This window comes from Paenarthrobacter sp. NPDC090517 (assembly GCF_044769165.1).
GTDB lineage: Bacteria > Actinomycetota > Actinomycetes > Actinomycetales > Micrococcaceae > Arthrobacter.
On record NZ_JBIVXN010000001.1, the window covers coordinates 728,778 to 746,337 of the forward strand.

The 17,560-nt window shown below is 61.5% G+C and carries 15 protein-coding genes and 1 riboswitch; of the genes, 11 read left to right on the forward strand and 4 right to left on the reverse strand.

What is annotated here, in order from left to right:
• Window positions 1-93: 93 nt before the first annotated feature.
• The gene (locus tag ACIQTW_RS03390; protein WP_402933681.1) at window positions 94-1,164 is read right to left on the reverse strand and encodes a hemolysin family protein; all 1,071 of its coding nucleotides are present in this window, start codon (window positions 1,162-1,164) and stop codon (window positions 94-96) included.
• Window positions 1,161-2,513: a hemolysin family protein gene (locus ACIQTW_RS03395; RefSeq protein ID WP_091468474.1), complete on the reverse strand. Its 1,353-nt coding sequence runs from the start codon at window positions 2,511-2,513 to the stop codon at window positions 1,161-1,163. The genes ACIQTW_RS03390 and ACIQTW_RS03395 overlap by 4 nt, the downstream gene beginning before the upstream one ends.
• 487 nt (window positions 2,514-3,000) lie before the next feature.
• Between ACIQTW_RS03395 and ACIQTW_RS03400 the strand changes: the two genes are divergently transcribed.
• The 6 genes from ACIQTW_RS03400 (at window position 3,001) to ACIQTW_RS03425 (ending at window position 10,565) form a co-directional block, all read left to right on the forward strand.
• Window positions 3,001-6,801, forward strand: a complete 3,801-nt coding sequence (locus ACIQTW_RS03400; protein ID WP_402933684.1) for a multifunctional oxoglutarate decarboxylase/oxoglutarate dehydrogenase thiamine pyrophosphate-binding subunit/dihydrolipoyllysine-residue succinyltransferase subunit — start codon at window positions 3,001-3,003, stop codon at window positions 6,799-6,801.
• A gap of 90 nt (window positions 6,802-6,891) precedes the next feature.
• Window positions 6,892-7,539: a GDSL-type esterase/lipase family protein gene (locus ACIQTW_RS03405; RefSeq protein WP_402933687.1), complete on the forward strand. Its 648-nt coding sequence runs from the start codon at window positions 6,892-6,894 to the stop codon at window positions 7,537-7,539.
• A 2-nt stretch (window positions 7,540-7,541) separates the two neighbouring features.
• On the forward strand, window positions 7,542-8,822 hold the full coding sequence (locus tag ACIQTW_RS03410; protein WP_402933689.1) for a serine hydrolase domain-containing protein: 1,281 nt from the start codon (window positions 7,542-7,544) through the stop codon (window positions 8,820-8,822).
• An 81-nt stretch (window positions 8,823-8,903) separates the two neighbouring features.
• Window positions 8,904-9,752: a DUF4097 family beta strand repeat-containing protein gene (locus ACIQTW_RS03415; RefSeq protein ID WP_402933692.1), complete on the forward strand. Its 849-nt coding sequence runs from the start codon at window positions 8,904-8,906 to the stop codon at window positions 9,750-9,752.
• Window positions 9,752-10,366, forward strand: a complete 615-nt coding sequence (locus ACIQTW_RS03420) for a PadR family transcriptional regulator (protein ID WP_402933694.1) — start codon at window positions 9,752-9,754, stop codon at window positions 10,364-10,366. Before ACIQTW_RS03415 ends, ACIQTW_RS03420 begins: the two co-directional genes overlap by 1 nt.
• A gap of 124 nt (window positions 10,367-10,490) precedes the next feature.
• Entirely contained in the window at window positions 10,491-10,565 is a 75-nt protein-coding gene (locus ACIQTW_RS03425) for a 50S ribosomal protein bL37 (protein WP_369299106.1), read from the forward strand.
• A 101-nt stretch (window positions 10,566-10,666) separates the two neighbouring features.
• On the opposite strand, the gene rsrA is transcribed toward ACIQTW_RS03425, so the two are convergent.
• Together rsrA and ACIQTW_RS03435 are read right to left on the reverse strand one after the other, a co-directional pair.
• A complete protein-coding gene (gene rsrA, locus ACIQTW_RS03430) occupies window positions 10,667-10,927 on the reverse strand; it encodes a mycothiol system anti-sigma-R factor (RefSeq protein ID WP_017198486.1) in 261 nt (86 codons plus the stop codon).
• Window positions 10,924-11,718 carry a sigma-70 family RNA polymerase sigma factor gene (locus ACIQTW_RS03435; RefSeq protein ID WP_402933696.1) on the reverse strand — a complete coding sequence of 265 codons (795 nt, stop codon included), beginning with the start codon at window positions 11,716-11,718 and terminating at the stop codon, window positions 10,924-10,926. Before ACIQTW_RS03435 ends, rsrA begins: the two co-directional genes overlap by 4 nt.
• 181 nt (window positions 11,719-11,899) lie before the next feature.
• Between ACIQTW_RS03435 and ACIQTW_RS03440 the strand changes: the two genes are divergently transcribed.
• The 5 genes from ACIQTW_RS03440 (at window position 11,900) to ACIQTW_RS03460 (ending at window position 17,526) form a co-directional block, all read left to right on the forward strand.
• Window positions 11,900-12,415, forward strand: a complete 516-nt coding sequence (locus ACIQTW_RS03440; RefSeq protein WP_017198488.1) for a DoxX family membrane protein — start codon at window positions 11,900-11,902, stop codon at window positions 12,413-12,415.
• Between the two features lie 6 nt (window positions 12,416-12,421).
• The gene (aroA, locus tag ACIQTW_RS03445; RefSeq protein WP_402933699.1) at window positions 12,422-13,804 is read left to right on the forward strand and encodes a 3-phosphoshikimate 1-carboxyvinyltransferase; all 1,383 of its coding nucleotides are present in this window, start codon (window positions 12,422-12,424) and stop codon (window positions 13,802-13,804) included.
• 2 nt (window positions 13,805-13,806) lie between these two features.
• Window positions 13,807-14,922 carry a ribosome small subunit-dependent GTPase A gene (locus ACIQTW_RS03450; protein WP_017198490.1) on the forward strand — a complete coding sequence of 372 codons (1,116 nt, stop codon included), beginning with the start codon at window positions 13,807-13,809 and terminating at the stop codon, window positions 14,920-14,922.
• A 56-nt stretch (window positions 14,923-14,978) separates the two neighbouring features.
• Entirely contained in the window at window positions 14,979-15,791 is an 813-nt protein-coding gene (gene hisN / locus ACIQTW_RS03455) for a histidinol-phosphatase (protein ID WP_091468486.1), read from the forward strand.
• Between the two features lie 179 nt (window positions 15,792-15,970).
• A riboswitch (SAM riboswitch) is annotated at window positions 15,971-16,084 on the forward strand.
• Window positions 16,085-16,116: 32 nt separating this feature from the next.
• The gene (locus ACIQTW_RS03460; RefSeq protein ID WP_402933702.1) at window positions 16,117-17,526 is read left to right on the forward strand and encodes an aminotransferase class V-fold PLP-dependent enzyme; all 1,410 of its coding nucleotides are present in this window, start codon (window positions 16,117-16,119) and stop codon (window positions 17,524-17,526) included.
• The last annotated feature ends 34 nt before the right edge of the window (window positions 17,527-17,560 follow it).

A 17,560-nucleotide genomic window follows, 5' to 3' on the forward strand; every position in this document is an offset into this window, starting at 1 on the left:
GCTCCATCCAGTGTACCCCTAATAGGAATCATTCCTGTTTAGACGAGCCCGGCGTCGATGGAGAGCCATCGACGCCGGACTCGTTTTCTCCTGCTATTGCGCTTGTTGGCCACCGTAACGGCGAATGCCGGTGGCCTGCGTGGCGTCACGGATTTCACCTACCAACTGCTCAATGACGTCCTCCAGGAACAGGACGCCCTGAGTCTCGCCGCCCGCACCAACAACACGGGCCAAGTGCGAACCCGTGCGTTGCATGACGGACATCGCCTGTTCGATCTCGTCATCCGGGGAAAGGTTTGCCAGCGAACGGATTCGACCCTCGGCGATAGGGTACCTTCGCCCCTCGTCAGGAATGGACAGGATGTCCTTGACGTGCAGGTATCCGGCGAGCTCGCCGTCGTCGTCGACCATCGGGAACCGGGAGAATCCGGTGCGGCTGACCGCCTTCTCGAGATCCACGGGAGTGGACGCCGTCTTCAGTACCACCAACTTGTCCAAGGGAACCATGATGTGTGAAGCAGTATGTTCCGAGAACTCCAAAGCACCGCTCAGCAAGCCCGCTTCGTCGTCCACCAGACCATGGCGCGTGGATTCCTGGACGATCGACTGCACTTCCTCCAACGTGAACGAAGAGGAGACTTCATCCTTGGGTTCAATCTTCATCAACCGAAGGATGTGGTTGGCCAGCCAGTTCAGCGTCCAGATGATCGGGTTGACCACCCTGGCTATGAACATCAGCGGCGGGGCCAACAGCAGGGCAGCTTTGTCCGCAACGGAGACCGAAATGTTCTTGGGCACCATCTCACCAAAGGTGACGTGCAGGAACGTGACAAACAGCAACGCGATGGCAAAAGCGATGACGTCTGCCAGTTCAACGGGGACGCCGACCAGTTCCAAGGGCTCCGCCAGCAAGTGGTGGATTGCCGGCTCTGCAACCTGAAGAATCAGGAGCGAACAGACGGTGATGCCCAACTGCGCACAGGCAAGCATCAGCGAGACGTTCTCCATGGCGCGCAGCGTTGTTTGCGCTCGCTTGGATCCAGCTTCGGCCAGCGGCTCAATCTGGCTGCGACGCGCAGACATGACTGCGAACTCTGCACCAACAAAGAAGGCGTTGCCGATCAAAAGGACCACGAGCCAGACGATTCCTGCCCAGTCGCTCATACGGCACCTGCTTCGTGACGTGTGCTTCCGGAGTCAGCGGATGATGATTCGCCCGTCTCCACGTGATGGAAACAGATCCTGTCGATCCTTCGGCCATCCATCCGGGTCACGGTGAGCGTCCCCCCAACGGTGTCCACCACATCGCCTGTTCTGGCAATGCGCCCCAGCTGGCTCATGACGTACCCACCAACAGTCTCGTAAGCGGATTCATCAGGAACAGTGAGGTTGGGGATCTGCTCGGACACTTCGTCCGGCCTCAGCAAGCCCGGGAAATACCAGTCGCCGGATGCACTCTGCAGCACTCCCGGCCGAACTTTGTCATGCTCGTCGGATACTTCGCCCACGATCTCTTCCACAAGGTCTTCAAGGGTGGTGATTCCCGCGGTGCCGCCGTACTCGTCAAGCACAACAGCCAGCTGAAGGTTGCCTTCGCGAAGTTCGGACAGGAGCGCGTCCAGATGAATAGTCTCTGGAACCTGCAGGACGTCAGTCATGATCGCGCCTGCCTCGAGCTTGGCCCGACGCTCCGCAGGGACCGCTACGGCCTTCTTAACGTGAACCACGCCGCGGATATCGTCCGTGGAATCCCCGATGACAGGGAATCGCGAGTATCCGGTTCGCCGCGCAGCGTCCAGAACGTCGGAGACGGGTTGGTCGGCGTCGATAGTTTCCATGCGGATGCGGGGCGTCATGACGTCCGCCGCCGTGCGCCCGGAAAAGTTCAGGGTGCGGGCAACGAAGTTGGCTGTCCCGGCATCCAGAGTCCCCAGCTCGGCCGAGCGCCGCACCAAGGATGCAAGCTCTGCAGGGGTCCTTGCCCCCGAGATCTCTTCCTTGGCTTCGAGGCCAAACAGGTTCAACACCTTGTTCGAGAAGCCATTGAGGACCACGATGGCCGGCTTGAAAACGGCTGTAAACATCAGCTGGGGCCGCGCGAGGCGTTTACCCAAAGGGAAAGCGAGGGCAATGGCCATGTTCTTGGGGACCAGCTCACCCAAAAGCATGGACAGCAGCGTGGCAAACGCCATGGCAACAATCAGCGCGACCGAATGCGCTACCTCAGGAGCGAGGCCAAGCAAGCCAAGGGGGCCAACGAGCAACTGCCCCACAGAGGGCTCCATCACGAAACCTGTCAACAGGGTTGTCAGCGTGATGCCAAGCTGGCAACTGGACAGCTGCGTGGAGAGGGACTTAAGGCACTTGAGCAGCGGCGCCGCAGCGTGGTCGCCGTTATCGACAGCCCGCTGAACGCTTGCCTGGTCCAAGGCAACAAGGGAAAACTCAACTGCTACAAAGAAGCCGGTGCCAAGAATCAGGGCAAAGCCGGCAAGGAGAAGAATCCATTCCACTTAGCGCATCACTCCAAGAGTGGGCACGTGCAATGGGGTTAAGGCCTCTTGCCCGGGAAAGCGCCCCGGCGGAGGCTGGTCGGGTCCCGCGGACGCATGGTCTGCGGCACCACCGGCTGTGACCGCCGGCGAGTGATGGGCATGTGAACGGGTGTTGCCGGCTCGACGGGCACGCTGTGCGGGGTTGCCAGATTGGCTCCCCCGACAGTTCCCAGGCCGGCACCTAGATTTACTGTCCATAAGAACTTCAGTCTACAGTCCGCCCGACCAGGGACGCCTCGCTGACGTCACGTACGCTTCGAAGAAGAAGCGCATGCCCATTAAGTCAGCCGCAACATGATTTAGGTCACCACTATTGGCAGTTAACCAACGATCCTAACTAGACTGACATGGGTCTGAGTTCGCGGGACCCGGACCCTGGCCCATCGTTGTGGAGAGCATCTGTGGCCAGCGGGAAAACAACACTCATGGAAGAGGCGTATTTCAAGTGCCAGAGCAGCCCAGCCACCGTCTACCAGAGGAATTTGGCGGAAACGAGTGGCTCGTTGACGAACTGTACGAGCGGTACCAACAGGACAAGAATTCGGTCGACGCCAAGTGGTGGCCACTCTTCGAGTCCTTTGCTTCCGGTGACGGCACTTCTTCCAACGGATCCTCCGCAGCCGCAACGGCTGCCAATCCCCCTACCCAAGTACTTCCCGTGGTAGCTCCGGCTGCAGCGGCACCGGCACCGGCGCCGGCCGCTCCCGCAGCGGCGCCCGCCGCGGAAACTGCACCGGCGGCACCCGCCCCGGCGAAAAAGGCACCTGCCACGGTTGCCCGGGACGGAGCAAAGAAGCCCGCCGCCGGCACCACGGCCCAGCCCATCCCGGCCCAGCTGCCCAAGAGCACCAAGGCTCCTACGGCACCTGAGGAAGACGTCGTTTCCGTCCTCCGCGGCCCGGCCAAGGCTATTGCCACCAACATGGTGACCAGCCTTGAAGTTCCCACTGCCACTAGCGTCAGGGCAGTTCCTGCCAAGCTGCTCATCGACAACCGGGTGGTCATCAACTCCAACCTTGCCCGCGCCCGCGGTGGCAAGGTGTCCTTCACCCACCTCATCGGTTATGCAGTTGTCCGCGCGCTCTCCCAGTTCCCCTCGATGAATGTCTACTATGACGAAATCGATGGCAAGCCGAGCGCGGTGCAGCCGGCTCACGTCAACTTCGGCATCGCCATTGACATGCCCAAGCCCGATGGCACCCGCCTCCTGATGGTTCCGAACATCAAGAAGGCAGAGACCATGGACTTCGCCGAGTTCTGGCACACCTACGAGGACCTCATCAAGCGCGCCCGCAACGGCAAACTGACCGCTGATGACCACGCAGGCACCACTGTCTCCCTGACCAACCCGGGTGGAATTGGTACGGTCCACTCGGTACCGCGTCTTTCCAAGGGCCAGGCTGCCATCATCGGCGTCGGTGCCCTTGACTACCCGGCTGAGTTCCAGGGTGCCAGCGAGAAGATCATCGCCCAGAACGCCATCAGCAAGATCCTCACCCTGACGTCCACCTATGACCACCGTGTCATTCAGGGCGCGGGCAGTGGCGAGTTCCTCAAGCTTGTTCATCAGCTCCTCCTCGGTGCGCAGAACTTCTACGACGAAATCTTCGAAGCCCTGCGCATTCCGTACGAGCCCGTGCGCTGGAGCCCGGATCTCCAGGTTGACCCTGCTGACGAGATCAACAAAGTTGCGCGCATCCAGCAGCTGATCCACTCCTACCGTGTGCGTGGCCACTTGATGGCTGACACCGATCCGTTGGAGTACGTCCAGCGCAAACACCCGGACCTTGACGTCCTGACCTACGGCCTGACGCTCTGGGACCTGGACCGCGAATGGCCCACGGGCGGGTTCGGCGGCAAGCCGCAGCTCAAGTTCCGTGACATCCTTGGCGTTCTGCGTGACGCGTACTGCCGCACCACGGGCATCGAATACATGCACATCCAGGAGCCCGCCGAGCGCAAGTGGTTCCAGGACCAGTTGGAGCACCCGTACTCCAAGCCGAGCCGCGAAGAGCAGTTGCGCATCGTCTCCAAGCTCAACGCTGCTGAGGCTTTCGAGACCTTCCTGCAGACCAAGTTTGTTGGCCAAAAGCGATTCTCCCTTGAGGGCGGCGAGTCGCTCATTCCGCTGCTCGACGCTGTCATTTCAGACGCAGCCGACGACGGCCTCGACGAAGTTGCCATCGGCATGGCCCACCGTGGCCGGCTTAACGTGCTGACCAATATTGCAGGCAAGACCTACGCGCAGGTCTTCCGCGAATTCGAGGGCACCCAGGACCCCCGTTCGGTCCAGGGATCCGGTGACGTCAAGTACCACCTCGGCACCGAAGGCACCTTCACGTCTGACAACGGCAAGCAGACCAAGGTTTACCTCGCCGCCAACCCGTCCCACCTCGAGGCAGTCGACTCCGTGCTGGAAGGCATCGTCCGCGCCAAGCAGGATCGACTGGACCAAGGCGAATCCTTCCCGGTTTTGCCCATCATGGTCCACGGCGACGCCGCCTTTGCAGGCCAAGGTGTTGTGGCGGAAACCCTCAACCTCTCGCAGCTGCGCGGTTACCGCACCGGCGGTACCATCCACGTGATCGTCAACAACCAGGTGGGCTTCACTACGGCACCGTCGTCTTCGCGTTCGTCCACATACTCCACGGACGTCGCCAAGATGATCCAGGCCCCTGTGTTCCACGTGAACGGCGATGACCCCGAGGCCGTGGTGCGCGTTGCGCAGCTCGCCTACGAGTTCCGCCAGCGTTTCCACAAGGACGTCGTCATCGACATGGTGTGCTACCGCCGTCGTGGCCACAACGAAGGCGACGACCCCTCGATGACCCAGCCGCTCATGTACAACCTGATCGAAGCCAAGCGCTCCGTTCGCAAGTTGTACACCGAGTCGCTCATCGGCCGTGGGGACATCACCGAGGAAGAGGCAGAGCAGCTGCTCCGCGATTACCAGGAGCGCCTCGAACGCGTCTTCGCCGAAACGCATGCTGCGCAGACGTCGCCGATCCCGATCATCACGGCTGACTCCGCGGCGGTCTCGGACATCGAGCGTCCCATTGCCCAGCAGTCGGACTTCGGCACCAATTCCCCCGCGTCTACGGCAATTTCCGCAGAGACCCTTGCCCGTATCGGCAAGGCGCACCTGGAAATTCCGGAAGGCTTCACCGTTCACTCCAAGCTCAAGCAGCTTCTGGAGAAGCGTGAGCAGATGTCCCGCGAAGGCGGCATCGACTGGGGCTTTGGCGAGATCGCAGCCTTTGGCTCGCTGATCATGGAAGGAGTGCCCGTTCGCCTTGCTGGCCAGGACTCCCGCCGAGGCACGTTCGTGCAGCGTCACGCTGTGTTCCACGACCGCGCCAACGGCAACGAGTGGCTGCCATTGGGCAACCTTTCCGATGACCAGGCCAAGTTGTGGATCTACGACTCCCTGTTGTCCGAATACGCAGCCATGGGCTTCGAATACGGCTACTCGGTGGAGCGCCCTGATGCCCTGGTCCTCTGGGAAGCCCAGTTTGGTGACTTCGTCAACGGTGCGCAAACCATCATTGACGAGTTCATTTCCTCGGCCGAACAGAAGTGGGGCCAGCGCTCGTCACTGGTGCTCATGCTCCCGCACGGCTACGAAGGCCAGGGGCCGGACCACTCGTCTGCGCGCATCGAGCGCTTCCTGCAGATGTGCGCCGAGGACAACATGATCGTGGCCAACCCCACCACGGCTGCCTCTCACTTCCACCTGTTGCGCCGTCAGGCTTACAGCCGTCCGCGGAAGCCGCTGATCATCTTCACGCCCAAGCAGCTGCTCCGCCTCAAGGGTGCCGCCTCGGCTGTCGAGGACTTCACCACCGGCGGCTTCAAGACGGTTATCGGCGATCCGGAAGTGCAGCCCGCCAATGTGGACCGCGTCATCCTGGTCTCGGGACGCTTGTACTACGATCTCCTGTCCAACCGCCAGAAGTCCGGGGATACCTCCACGGCGATCATCCGCGTAGAGCAGCTTTACCCGCTGCCCAAGGCTGAGATCGACGCCGAGCTCGCCAAGTACCCGAACGCTGACATCGTGTGGGCACAGGACGAGCCCGCCAACCAGGGTCCTTGGCCGTTCATGGGCTTGAACCTGGCGCCTGAGCTCGACCGTAAGCTCCGCCTCGTTTCACGTCCTGCTTCGGCATCCACTGCTGCCGGTTCCATGAAGCGCCATGCCGCTGAACAGGACGCCCTGATCAAGCAGGCGTTCGAACGCAAGTAAGCGAAACTGCCCGGCCTAAGGAGCGATGAGCGCGCCTTAGGCCGGGCAGTTCTGTTTAATGGGACAAGTACCCGGTTCCCAAACCGGCCGATGATTCGGAAACCGTGCAAGGACCGTAACGAGTGTGAAGAGGTAACCGTGGAAGACAGGAAGCTGCGCATCGCAGCTGTAGGAGATGAACTGCTCGCGGGCCTGGGGGATCCCCGCGCCTTGGGTTGGCTCGGAAGAGTCCTGGCCCGCACACCCCAGGATTCCGTCGTGGTGGAAAGTTTCCCGCTCCCCTGCCCCATGGAAGGTACTGAGGGCCTTGCCGCGCGCTGGCAGGAGGAAGCCGGCAGACGCTTCAGTGATACGCATGAGAATCGATTGGTGATCGGCCTTTCGGGCCGGGATCTCGAGTTTGGGTTGTCCACCGCGCGCAGCCGCTTGAATCTGGCCAACATCCTTGATGGCGCTTCGCACAGTAGCGTGGAAGTCTTTGTGGTGGGCCCGCCTCCCACGCTGGATCCCACGCGCAACAAGCGGCTTGCTGAACTAAACACTGCGTTTGCCGATGTCACCACCCGACGAAACCACCATTACGTTGACACCTTCTCCCCCTTGCTCAATCATGAGCAGTGGAGGACGGACCTCGCAGCCAATGGGGGAACACCGGGCCAGGCCGGCTACGGATTGATTGCGTGGCTTGTTCTGCACCGCGGCTGGTTCCAGTGGCTTAATATCGCTCAACCGGAGTAGCCATGACGCGGAACGTGCAGGTTTCTGTCAGAGCAGCATTCACAGCGGCCGTTGTTGCCGCGGTGGCAGCCACGGTTTCCTGCAGTTCCGGTCCACCGGCTCCTTCAGCGACGTCGTCGACGGCTACGCCTTCGTCCCCAGCATCACCCCGTCCGCCATCGGCGGCCTCGGCTGCATTGCAGCCCTTCGACGCCGGAACCCTGCGTGCAGACTTCGAGCGGACGGCAAAGGAAGTCCTCGTCCCCGGGGCCATGATGTTGTTGGTTACCCCTGAAGGAACCCTCACTGCTTCGTACGGCACTGGCGTCCGCGACGCCCAACGAGCGATATCAGCAGAGGACCATATCCGCGTAGGGTCGGTCACCAAAACCTGGACCACCACTGTCATTCTGCAGTTGGTCCAGGAGGGCAAGCTGTCCTTGGATGATCCGGTGTCCAAACACTACGCCGACGTTCCCAACGGGGACGCCATTACGGTCGAGCAAATGCTGACCATGCGGAGTGGACTGTTCAACTACACCGAAACGCTCGAACTCAATTCGGCCATGGATACAGACCCGCAAAGGGCGTGGAAGCCGGAAGAACTACTCGCCCTGGCGTTTGCCCACCCACCATACTTCGCTCCAGGCCAGGGCTTCCATTACTCCAATACCAACACAGTCCTGCTCGGCCTCATCGCAGAAAAAGTCGACGGGAAGCCACTCGGACAACTTTTCAAGGAACGGATCTTCGAGCCGCTCGGCCTTAAGGGCACAGTCTTCCCCGACATTTCGTCCAATAGTGTCCCGGAACCACATCCCCAGGGCTACTTCTTCGGGGACAACGTCCTGACCATGACCAATCCCGCACTTCCGGAGGACATGCAGAAAGAGGCTGCTGCCGGCACTCTGGCCCCCAACGACGTCACCAACGTCAACCCGTCGTGGGCTTGGGCAGCCGGTTCGGGGATCTCCACCGCCACTGACCTGAAAACTCTTAGTGAAGGCCTGGTCAATGGAAAACTCCTGAAGCCGGAACTCCAACAAAAGCGGCTTGAGAGCGTCCTGCCCACCAACCCGGATATCCCGGGCGGCGCATCGTATGGCCTGGGCATTGCGAAGTTCGGGAACCTCTACGGCCACACGGGAGAACTCCCAGGCTTCAATACCTTCATGGGCAGCGACCCGGTGAACTCCGTCACGCTGGTGGTATGGACGAATCTGGCGCCCGCCGTTGACGGGCGGGATCCGGCGGTGATCATTGCGCGTTCGCTCATCGACCAAATCTACCGGCCTGCGGCCTGATCACCGGTAAGCATTGCCTATGGGGCAAACGCGATATATCGTGTTGTTTAACGACGCGATATATCGCAACTTGGAGGGATCATGTCTGACGAACTATGGACCGTGACAGGCCCGCAAACCATAGATGTAGAGGAGGTTCGCTCTCTCAAGCTGGGCATCGTCAAAGGCCGCTTCGACGTCGTGACACACGACGAGCCATTCGTACGTATCGAAATCAGCGAGATCACGGGCGACCCCCTGACGGTCACCCTTGTTGACGGAAGACTCGAAGTCCGCCACCAACTCCAAGGCCCTCAGGGCTGGTTCCGCAACCTGATGGGGACAGTCAACAACACAAGCACCAACTCTGTGATCGTCGGCATCGCGCTGCCTTCAGGCGTCGACGTTGAAGCAGGTACTGTGAGTGGCGACGGCATGGTGTCAGGCATCAGCGGGCGCACCCGCCTGAACACCGTCTCCGGATCGGTCTTGGCGGACAACACCAGCGGCGAACTGCACGTGAACACGGTCAGTGGCGAGGTCATCGCCAGAAACCACGACGGCGTCCTGACCGCCAAAAGCGTCTCCGGCGAAGTGACCGCCTCAGGAAAGTTCAAGAATGTCCGTGCGAGCACCGTCAGCGGCGACCTCAGCTTCGATCTCCAGGACTACACCAACGACCTCGGCGCGAACTCCGTCTCCGGCGACCTGACCATCCGGCTGCCGTATGACGTCGGCTTGGACATCGTGGCGAAATCGGCCAGCGGAACCGTGGTAATCGACGACCAAATGTACGCCCAGCCTGGCAGCAACATTCACACGATTGTCGGCCCGGACGAAAGGCTGATGCTGGTGCGGACAAACACGGTGTCCGGCAAGACTTACATCATTCACGGATCGGCGCCCACGCCGGAAAACGGCCATCCGGTCCCAGGGGAAGCGGGCCTCTGATGCCTCCCGTCTTCGCACACGGCGCCCTGCGGCTCTACCTGCTCGCGTTGCTCGAGACAGGTCCGAAGCACGGATACGAGCTGATCAAAGCGTTGGGCGACCGATTCGGCGGCACCTACTCCCCCAGTGCCGGCACCATCTACCCGCGGCTGGGCAAGCTGGAGGAGGAAGGACTCGTTGCCACGGAGACCGAAGGACGCCGCACCAAGTACCTCATTACGGAAGCCGGGCGCGCTGAGTTGGACAGCCGTCGGCAGGAGCTGGCCGACGTCGAGGACACCATATCAGCCTCCGTCAGGCGACTGGCAGACAACCTGCGGGATGATATCCGGGCAAATATGCGTGGCCTGCGCGCAGATCTCGCAGCCACAGCGGAGGCGGCGCGCACCAGCGCCTCTTCGGCCACGTTTAGGAGCAGGACGGCGGGCTACACTCCCGATGGCCAGCGCATCCTCAAGGAAGCTGAATTATTGGTTCAGTCCTTCAGGGACGACATCCGTGTCGAGCTACGCCAACACGGCGCCTCCCAGCCGCTGACTCCCTTGGCATTGGAAACCGTTCGTACAGTTTTGGACCAAGCCCGCATCTCGATCAGGAATTCGCTGCAGGACTAGCTCCTCGGTGACCACTCAGCTAGTTCCGAACACCCCAACACCCGCCCGGTTCGCCGCGCAGCACCCGGATGTGCGAAACTGGAGGGCAGCTTTATTGAGTATCAATCCTTGAAGGAGGCCAGCTATGAGCAAGCGTGCACGTAAGCGTCGTGACCGTAAGCGCGGCGGCGCGAACCACGGCAAGCGTCCCAACACCTAAGCCATCGGCTTAGCGTCACAGGCTTAAAAGCGAAGGCCCCGGAAACCATGCGGTTTCCGGGGCCTTCGATGTTAAGCCTCATAAGGTAAATGGGAGTCGAATCAGGCGTCCACAGGCTTGATGGAGTGAATCCTGTCAAGGATGGAGTTTTTTAGGTTCTCCGGGGCCGACTCCGTGCATGATCGCTTGACCATGGTGCGAATGAGGCACTCAAGGTCATACTGCTCGGCACATTCCTCGCAGGAGTCCAAGTGCTGCTTGATCTCAGTTAAGTCCTCGCGGGTCAACGCACCGTCGAGGTACTCGTAGATCCGCTGCATTCGCGTATCGTCGCAATCGCCCAATCCCTGGCAGTCGCTCATTTCTCTTTCTCCTGATTGTTGCTTCCGGCCGCGGCCTGATCTTCGGTTTGGGCCCTGAAGCCCCGTTCGGCGGCGTAATCCGCCAGCATGTCCCGCAGCATCTTCCTGCCGCGGTGCAACCGTGACATGACCGTGCCGATCGGGGTGTTCATAATCTCTGAAATCTGCTTGTACGCATACCCTTCAACATCCGCGAAGTAGACGGCCAGCCGGAACTCCTCCGGGATCGACTGCAATGCGTTCTTCACGTCGGAATCAGGGAGGTGGTCAAGAGCCTCAGTCTCCGCCGACCGTAAACCCGCAGAAGTATGCGACTCTGCCTTGGCCAACTGCCAATCCTCGATCGTGTCCGAGTTGGACTGCAGCGGCTCACGCTGCCGCTTCCGATAAAGGTTGATGTACGTGTTGGTCAGGATGCGGTACAACCAGGCCTTGAGGTTGGTCCCCGGCTTGTACTGGTGAAAGGCAGAAAACGCCTTGGTGTAAGCCTCTTGAACCAGGTCTTCAGCGTCGGATGGGTTGCGTGCCATCCGCATGGCTGCCGAATACAGCTGGTCCACGTACTGCATGGCGTCGCGCTCAAAGCGCGCCCGCCGCTGTTCTGGAGTTTCCGTAGCAGGATCGACGTCGGTTACAGCCGCCGCGTCGTCCGCGCCGGTTGCCTGGTACATGGCCGCTGCGGCCGGTTCAGTGGTGCTCATCGTTGCCAAGTCTACTGTCAGCTGCCGGGATTCCGGCCGCATCCCATACACAGGCTCCGGTAGAACCACCCGGTCCTTAACCAAAGTCAAAAAACCAACTCCGTTCAACAGGCGGCAAACACAATGCCGCAGTCCGGTCTCCACCGCACCTGAAGTTCACAACGGCTGCTGCTGGGTAAATATTCCGCAAAAGTGCAAGACTAGAGCAGACTGCACCCCTTGAACACAACACTTATCGAACTAATGTGGCAAGCCATCCAGGAGGCAAGACATGTCTGTTATCCGTTTTCTCGCACGTCCCATGCTCGCGTCCAGCTTCGTCGTCGCAGGGCTGGATAAGCTCAGGAACGCGGACGACACTGCGAAGCAACTCTCGCCAGTCCTTCGCCGCGCCTCGGAATCCCTGCCCTTCAAGGCTGACGAAAAGACCTTGGCACGCGTCATCGGCGGGGCGCAGTTGGGCGCCGGAGCCTTGCTCGGACTCGGCAAGCTCTCCCGTTTTGCCGCCACGGTTTTGGCTGTGACCTCGGCTTTGAATTCCTATGTGGAGTGGCGATCCGCCGACATCAGCACAAAGGAAGGCCGCAGTGCCCGCAAGGCCCAGTTGCTGAAGAACATTTCCCTCACCGGCGGCGTGCTCCTTGCCTCTGTTGACACCGCGGGCCGGCCCAGCATTGCCTGGCGGGCGGAGCACTTGGCTGCCGATGCCAAAAAGGTGACGGGCAAGCAGATCAAGCGGGCAGATAAAGCAGTTCGCAAGGCCGTTGACAACGCAGTTGGAGCATAAGGAAGCATGACAGGTACCACCGCCGCAAACACCGAATCAAACAAAGCCGCCACCATGCTGCCACTGTGGCCCGCCCCGTTTGCCAGGGGCCCCGTGGACGCAACTGTGACGGTCCCTGGTTCAAAGTCGCTGACCAACCGGTTCCTGGTATTGGCGGCTTTGGCGGATGGTCCCTCACGGCTGCGGGCTCCCCTGCATTCCCGCGACTCTGCGCTCATGATCCAGGCCCTCCGACAATTGGGAGCAACCGTCACCGAGGTACCCGGGGATGGATCCTTCGGGCCGGACCTGGAGATAACGCCCATGGATCCCGCCGCATCAGGGGCTGAAACGGCAATCGACTGCGGACTGGCCGGAACTGTCATGCGGTTCGTCCCCCCGTTGGCTGCATTGCGTAAAGGCGCGACCGTCTTCGACGGCGATCCCCACGCCCGCAACAGGCCCATGGGAACCATCATCGAAGCCTTGATCGCCCTCGGCGTTCCGGTGGCAACGGATGGCGGCAGGACGCCGTCGTCCCTTCCCTTCGCCGTAGAGGGCACCGGCGAGGTTCGGGGAGGCCACCTGGTGATTGACGCCAGCGCTTCATCGCAGTTCGTTTCCGCGTTATTGCTGGTCGGTGCCCGCTTCGTTGAAGGCTTGCATCTGGAACACGTGGGCAAGCCCGTGCCCAGCTTGGACCACATCACCATGACCGTGGAAGTCCTCCGCGGCGTTGGCGTCGTCGTGGACGATTCCGTGCCCAACCACTGGCGGGTCTCTCCGGGACCCATCCGCGCTTTTGACCAGCGGATCGAACAAGACCTCTCAAACGCAGGGCCTTTCCTCGCCGCTGCGCTGGCCACACGCGGCAGCATCCGCATCCCCAACTGGCCTGCCGGGACCACCCAAGTGGGCGATCAGTGGCGAACCATCCTGACCACCATGGGAGCAGAAGTAACCTTCCAGAACGGAACACTGACCGTGACCGGCGGGACGGAAATCAAGGGCGCTGACTTCGACGAAACAAGCGAACTTGCACCGACTGTTGCCGCGCTGTGCGCATTGGCCAGCGGCCCTTCACGGCTAACCGGTATTGCCCACCTCCGCGGACACGAAACTGACCGGCTCGCCGCGCTGGTTGCCGAAATCAACGGCCTCGGGGGCGACGCGGAAGAGACCGCCGATGGCTTGGTTATCCGCCCGGCGGCTCTTCACGGTGGCGTGGTCCACAGCTACGCGGACCACCGGATGGCCACTGCCGGGGCGATTCTTGGGCTCGCCGTCGAAGGCGTGCAGGTTGAGGACATCGCCACGACGTCGAAGACCATGCCGGATTTTCCAAAGATGTGGGAAGCAATGCTGCAGCCAACTGATGCCAACACCGATCTTGATGAGGCCAGCAACTGACCATGGGCCGTGACGCACGCTCCTGGGACGAATCAGACGTCCGCATCCGTCCCAGCAAAAAAGGATCCAGGCCACGCACCAAGGATCGCCCCAGCCACGATGACGCAGTCATAGGCAGGATCATCACGGTGGACCGCGGACGGTACAGGGCAATTGTGGGCGAAGATTCCGCGGACGAACGCATCGTCATCGCAGCCCGCGCCCGCGAACTGCGGCGCAATCCCGTTGTCCCTGGTGACTTCGTCGCATTGGTGGGTGACGTTTCAGGGTCTCCCGATACCTTGGCACGCCTGGTCCGGGTGGAAGAGCGGAAGACCCTCCTTCGCCGCAGTGCCGACGATACGGACCCCATCGAACGGGTAGTTGTCGCCAACGCCGATCAGCTCGTGGTGGTTGTTGCGGCGGCCAATCCGGAGCCACGTACGGGATTCATTGATCGCGCCTTGGTTGCAGCGTACGACGCCGGCATCGAGCCGTTGCTGCTCATCACCAAGGCGGATGTGAAGGACCCGGCGGAACTCCTGGCCAATTACCTGAGCTTGGACTTTCCCGTGATCATCAGCAGGACCGCCGACTCCGATGCCGGAGGCATCGATGCCCGTTCCGATGACGGCCTGTCAGCCCGGCTGGACAAGGACGCCGTATCCCAACTCCGCTCGCACCTGGGTGGAAAAGTCACCGTCATGCTCGGTCACTCCGGCGTGGGCAAATCCACCATGGTCAACGCGCTGACAGGCGCAGAGCGCGCCACTGGCGGCGTCAACGCGGTGACGGGCCGGGGACGGCACACATCATCCTCGGCTTTGGCATTGAAGCTGGACGATGCACCATCCGGCAGTTGGATCATCGATACTCCCGGTATCCGCTCCTTTGGCTTGGCGCACGTGGATCCCGACCGGATTTTGCACTCGTTCCCGGACCTTGAGCCCGGCACGGAGACCTGCGACCGTGGCTGCAAGCACGGTGCCACCGCCACCAATTGCGGGCTGGATGCTTGGGTTAACGATGGCCACGCAGGGCCATCAGGTGTGGCCCGGTTGGCCTCCTTGCGCCGATTGCTGGGTGCGGACCCAAGGCTCGAAGCGAAGGAGACCAAGGAACTGGGCACCGTCAACTGATTCGTTGTCTGCTTCACGTCCCCAATGAAGCGAACTATTCAGGATAGTTTGGTGGCATGACCCATCCCGTTTCCACCTACAACGATGACCTGCGCCTGGCCCACGTCCTCGCCGATTCAGTCGACGCCCAGACCATGGATCGCTTCAAGGCACTGGACCTGCAGATCGAAACCAAGCCCGACCTCACACCTGTCACTGATGCTGACAAGGCCGCTGAGGAAGCAATCCGCGGTCAACTGTCCCGCTCACGTCCGCGGGACGCGGTCCTCGGCGAGGAGTTCGGCAGCAGCGGTCACGGTTCACGTCGCTGGATCATCGACCCCATCGACGGAACCAAGAACTTTGTTCGCGGCGTCCCGGTGTGGGCAACGCTGATCGCCCTCGTGGATGAAGGGGAACCTGTGGTGGGCGTAGTGAGTGCGCCTGCGCTGGGCAAGCGATGGTGGGCTGCGAAGGATATGGGCGCCTACATGGGCCGCTCCCTGGCCTCGGCGACGCGGCTCAAGGTGTCCAACGTTTCCCGCCTGGCCGACGCCTCCATGTCATATTCCAGCCTCTCGGGGTGGAAGGAACGCGGCAACCTGGATGAATTCCTTGGGCTGACGGAAGACATCTGGCGGACACGCGCCTATGGTGATTTTTGGTCGTATTGCCTCGTGGCCGAGGGTGCCGTGGATATCGCTTGCGAGCCTGAACTGAACCTCTACGACATGGCAGCACTCGTCCCGATCGTCACCGAGGCAGGCGGCCGTTTCACATCCTTGGAAGGCGAAGACGGTCCGTTTGGCGGTAACGCCCTGGCCACTAACTCGATCCTGCACTCCGAGGTCCTGAAGCGCCTCAACCCCGGATTGGACGACCTTCTCTAAACTTTCAGCGTCCAGCCACCAAGCAGCGGGCGGAATTTTCGACGGCGGATGACCCCTTTTGCGGGTCTCCGCCGTTTTTTATTCGGCGAGGAAGGGATTTCGCATTCGACGTAACAAAGGGCTTAACAAAAGGCAGCGGCTTTGGAAGCGTCCCCGGACGTGCCTTAGCCTTTTTTACAGGTCACGAGTGCCAGCGCTAAACCCCGGTTTGCTGGCCGGCAACCCTCCATTCGCGGTGGGGTGCCCCGGGTGACGACCCGGCCGGTCCGGAACGGATGCGGCAAGCGCGGATCCCCCTATGGGGGTCCCTCTTGAGTGAGGTTCCATGAGCACTGTCACGTTCAACCCCAACACTATTCCGTCCCTTGTCGAAGAATCCGCAGCAGAGACGAGCACCGCTGCGCGTCCGCTTGCCGCGGTCACTGGCGCTGAACTTCAGGCTCCGCTGATTCAAGGTGGCCACGTCCGTTACGCAAACTTGGATTACGGCGCATCGGCTCCGGCTTTGACCATCGTTTCGGCCTACCTCAACGAGGTCCTGCCCTACTACGCCAGCGTTCACCGGGGCGCCGGGTACGCCTCCCAAATCAGCACGTCGGTGTACGAGAACTCGCGGAACATCGTCCGTGATTTCGTCGGCGGGCGGGTTGATGATTCAGTGATCTTCACACGGAACACCACGGACTCCTTGAACCTCCTGGCCGGGTGCCTACCACAGGTGGACGGCGAGTTTGCAGGCGAAGTTCTGTACTTGGACATCGAGCACCACGCCAACTTGCTTCCGTGGCAAGGAGTCCCCCACCGCAGCGTCGTCGCAGCACCAACCCTGGCCGAAACGCTGGACAAGCTGGAGGCCGAACTTGCCCAGGGCGGGGTCAGCCTGCTGGCCGTTACCGGTGCCTCGAACGTGACCGGGGAAATCCTTCCCATCGCCCGCCTTGCTTCGCTTGCCCACGAATACGGCGCACGGATCGTGGTGGACGCTGCGCAGCTCGCACCGCATCGCCGGATCAACATCGCGGAGGCGGACGTCGACTACATCGTCTTCTCCGGACACAAGCTTTACGCCCCCTTCGGCGCAGGTGTCGTGGTGGGTCGTCCGGACTGGCTCGACGCCGGCATACCGCACCTTGCCGGAGGCGGCGCGGTACGTGAAGCGCGCCTGGACTCCGTAAGCTGGGCCGCGGGGCCTGCGCGCCACGAGGGCGGCTCCCCCAACGTGCTGGGCGCCGCGACACTTGCCCGCGCCACCCAAGTCCTCGCAGGGCTGGACCAGGACGCGTGGCACGCCCATGAGTCCGCAATCCGCTCGTACCTGGTGAAGGGCCTGGAAGCCATCGATGGCGTGACCGTCCACAAGATCTTCGCTGACTCCCTTGACACCATCGGTGTGGTCAACTTCTCCGTAGAAGGATTCGACGCCGGACTGGTTGCGGCTTACCTGGCGGCCGAGCATGGCGTTGGCCTCCGTGATGGCCGGTTCTGCGCCCACCCGCTCCTCAAGCGCCTCGGGCTCCCCTCCGGATCCCTGCGCGCCAGCTTCGGCGTCGGCTCCCGGTTGGAGGATGCCACCAGGCTGCTCGCAGGCATCGAAGGACTGAAGCGCGACGGACTGGGCTGGGACTATGTGGTGGACGAGGGCCGTTGGGTTCCTGCAAATGACCATCGCAGCTACCCCGAATGGGCCCCGAACACTCCTGGCACTGCGGGCGCAGCCCCTTGCACTGTGGACTAGAAACACTGCGGACTAGAAACACTGCGGTAAATTC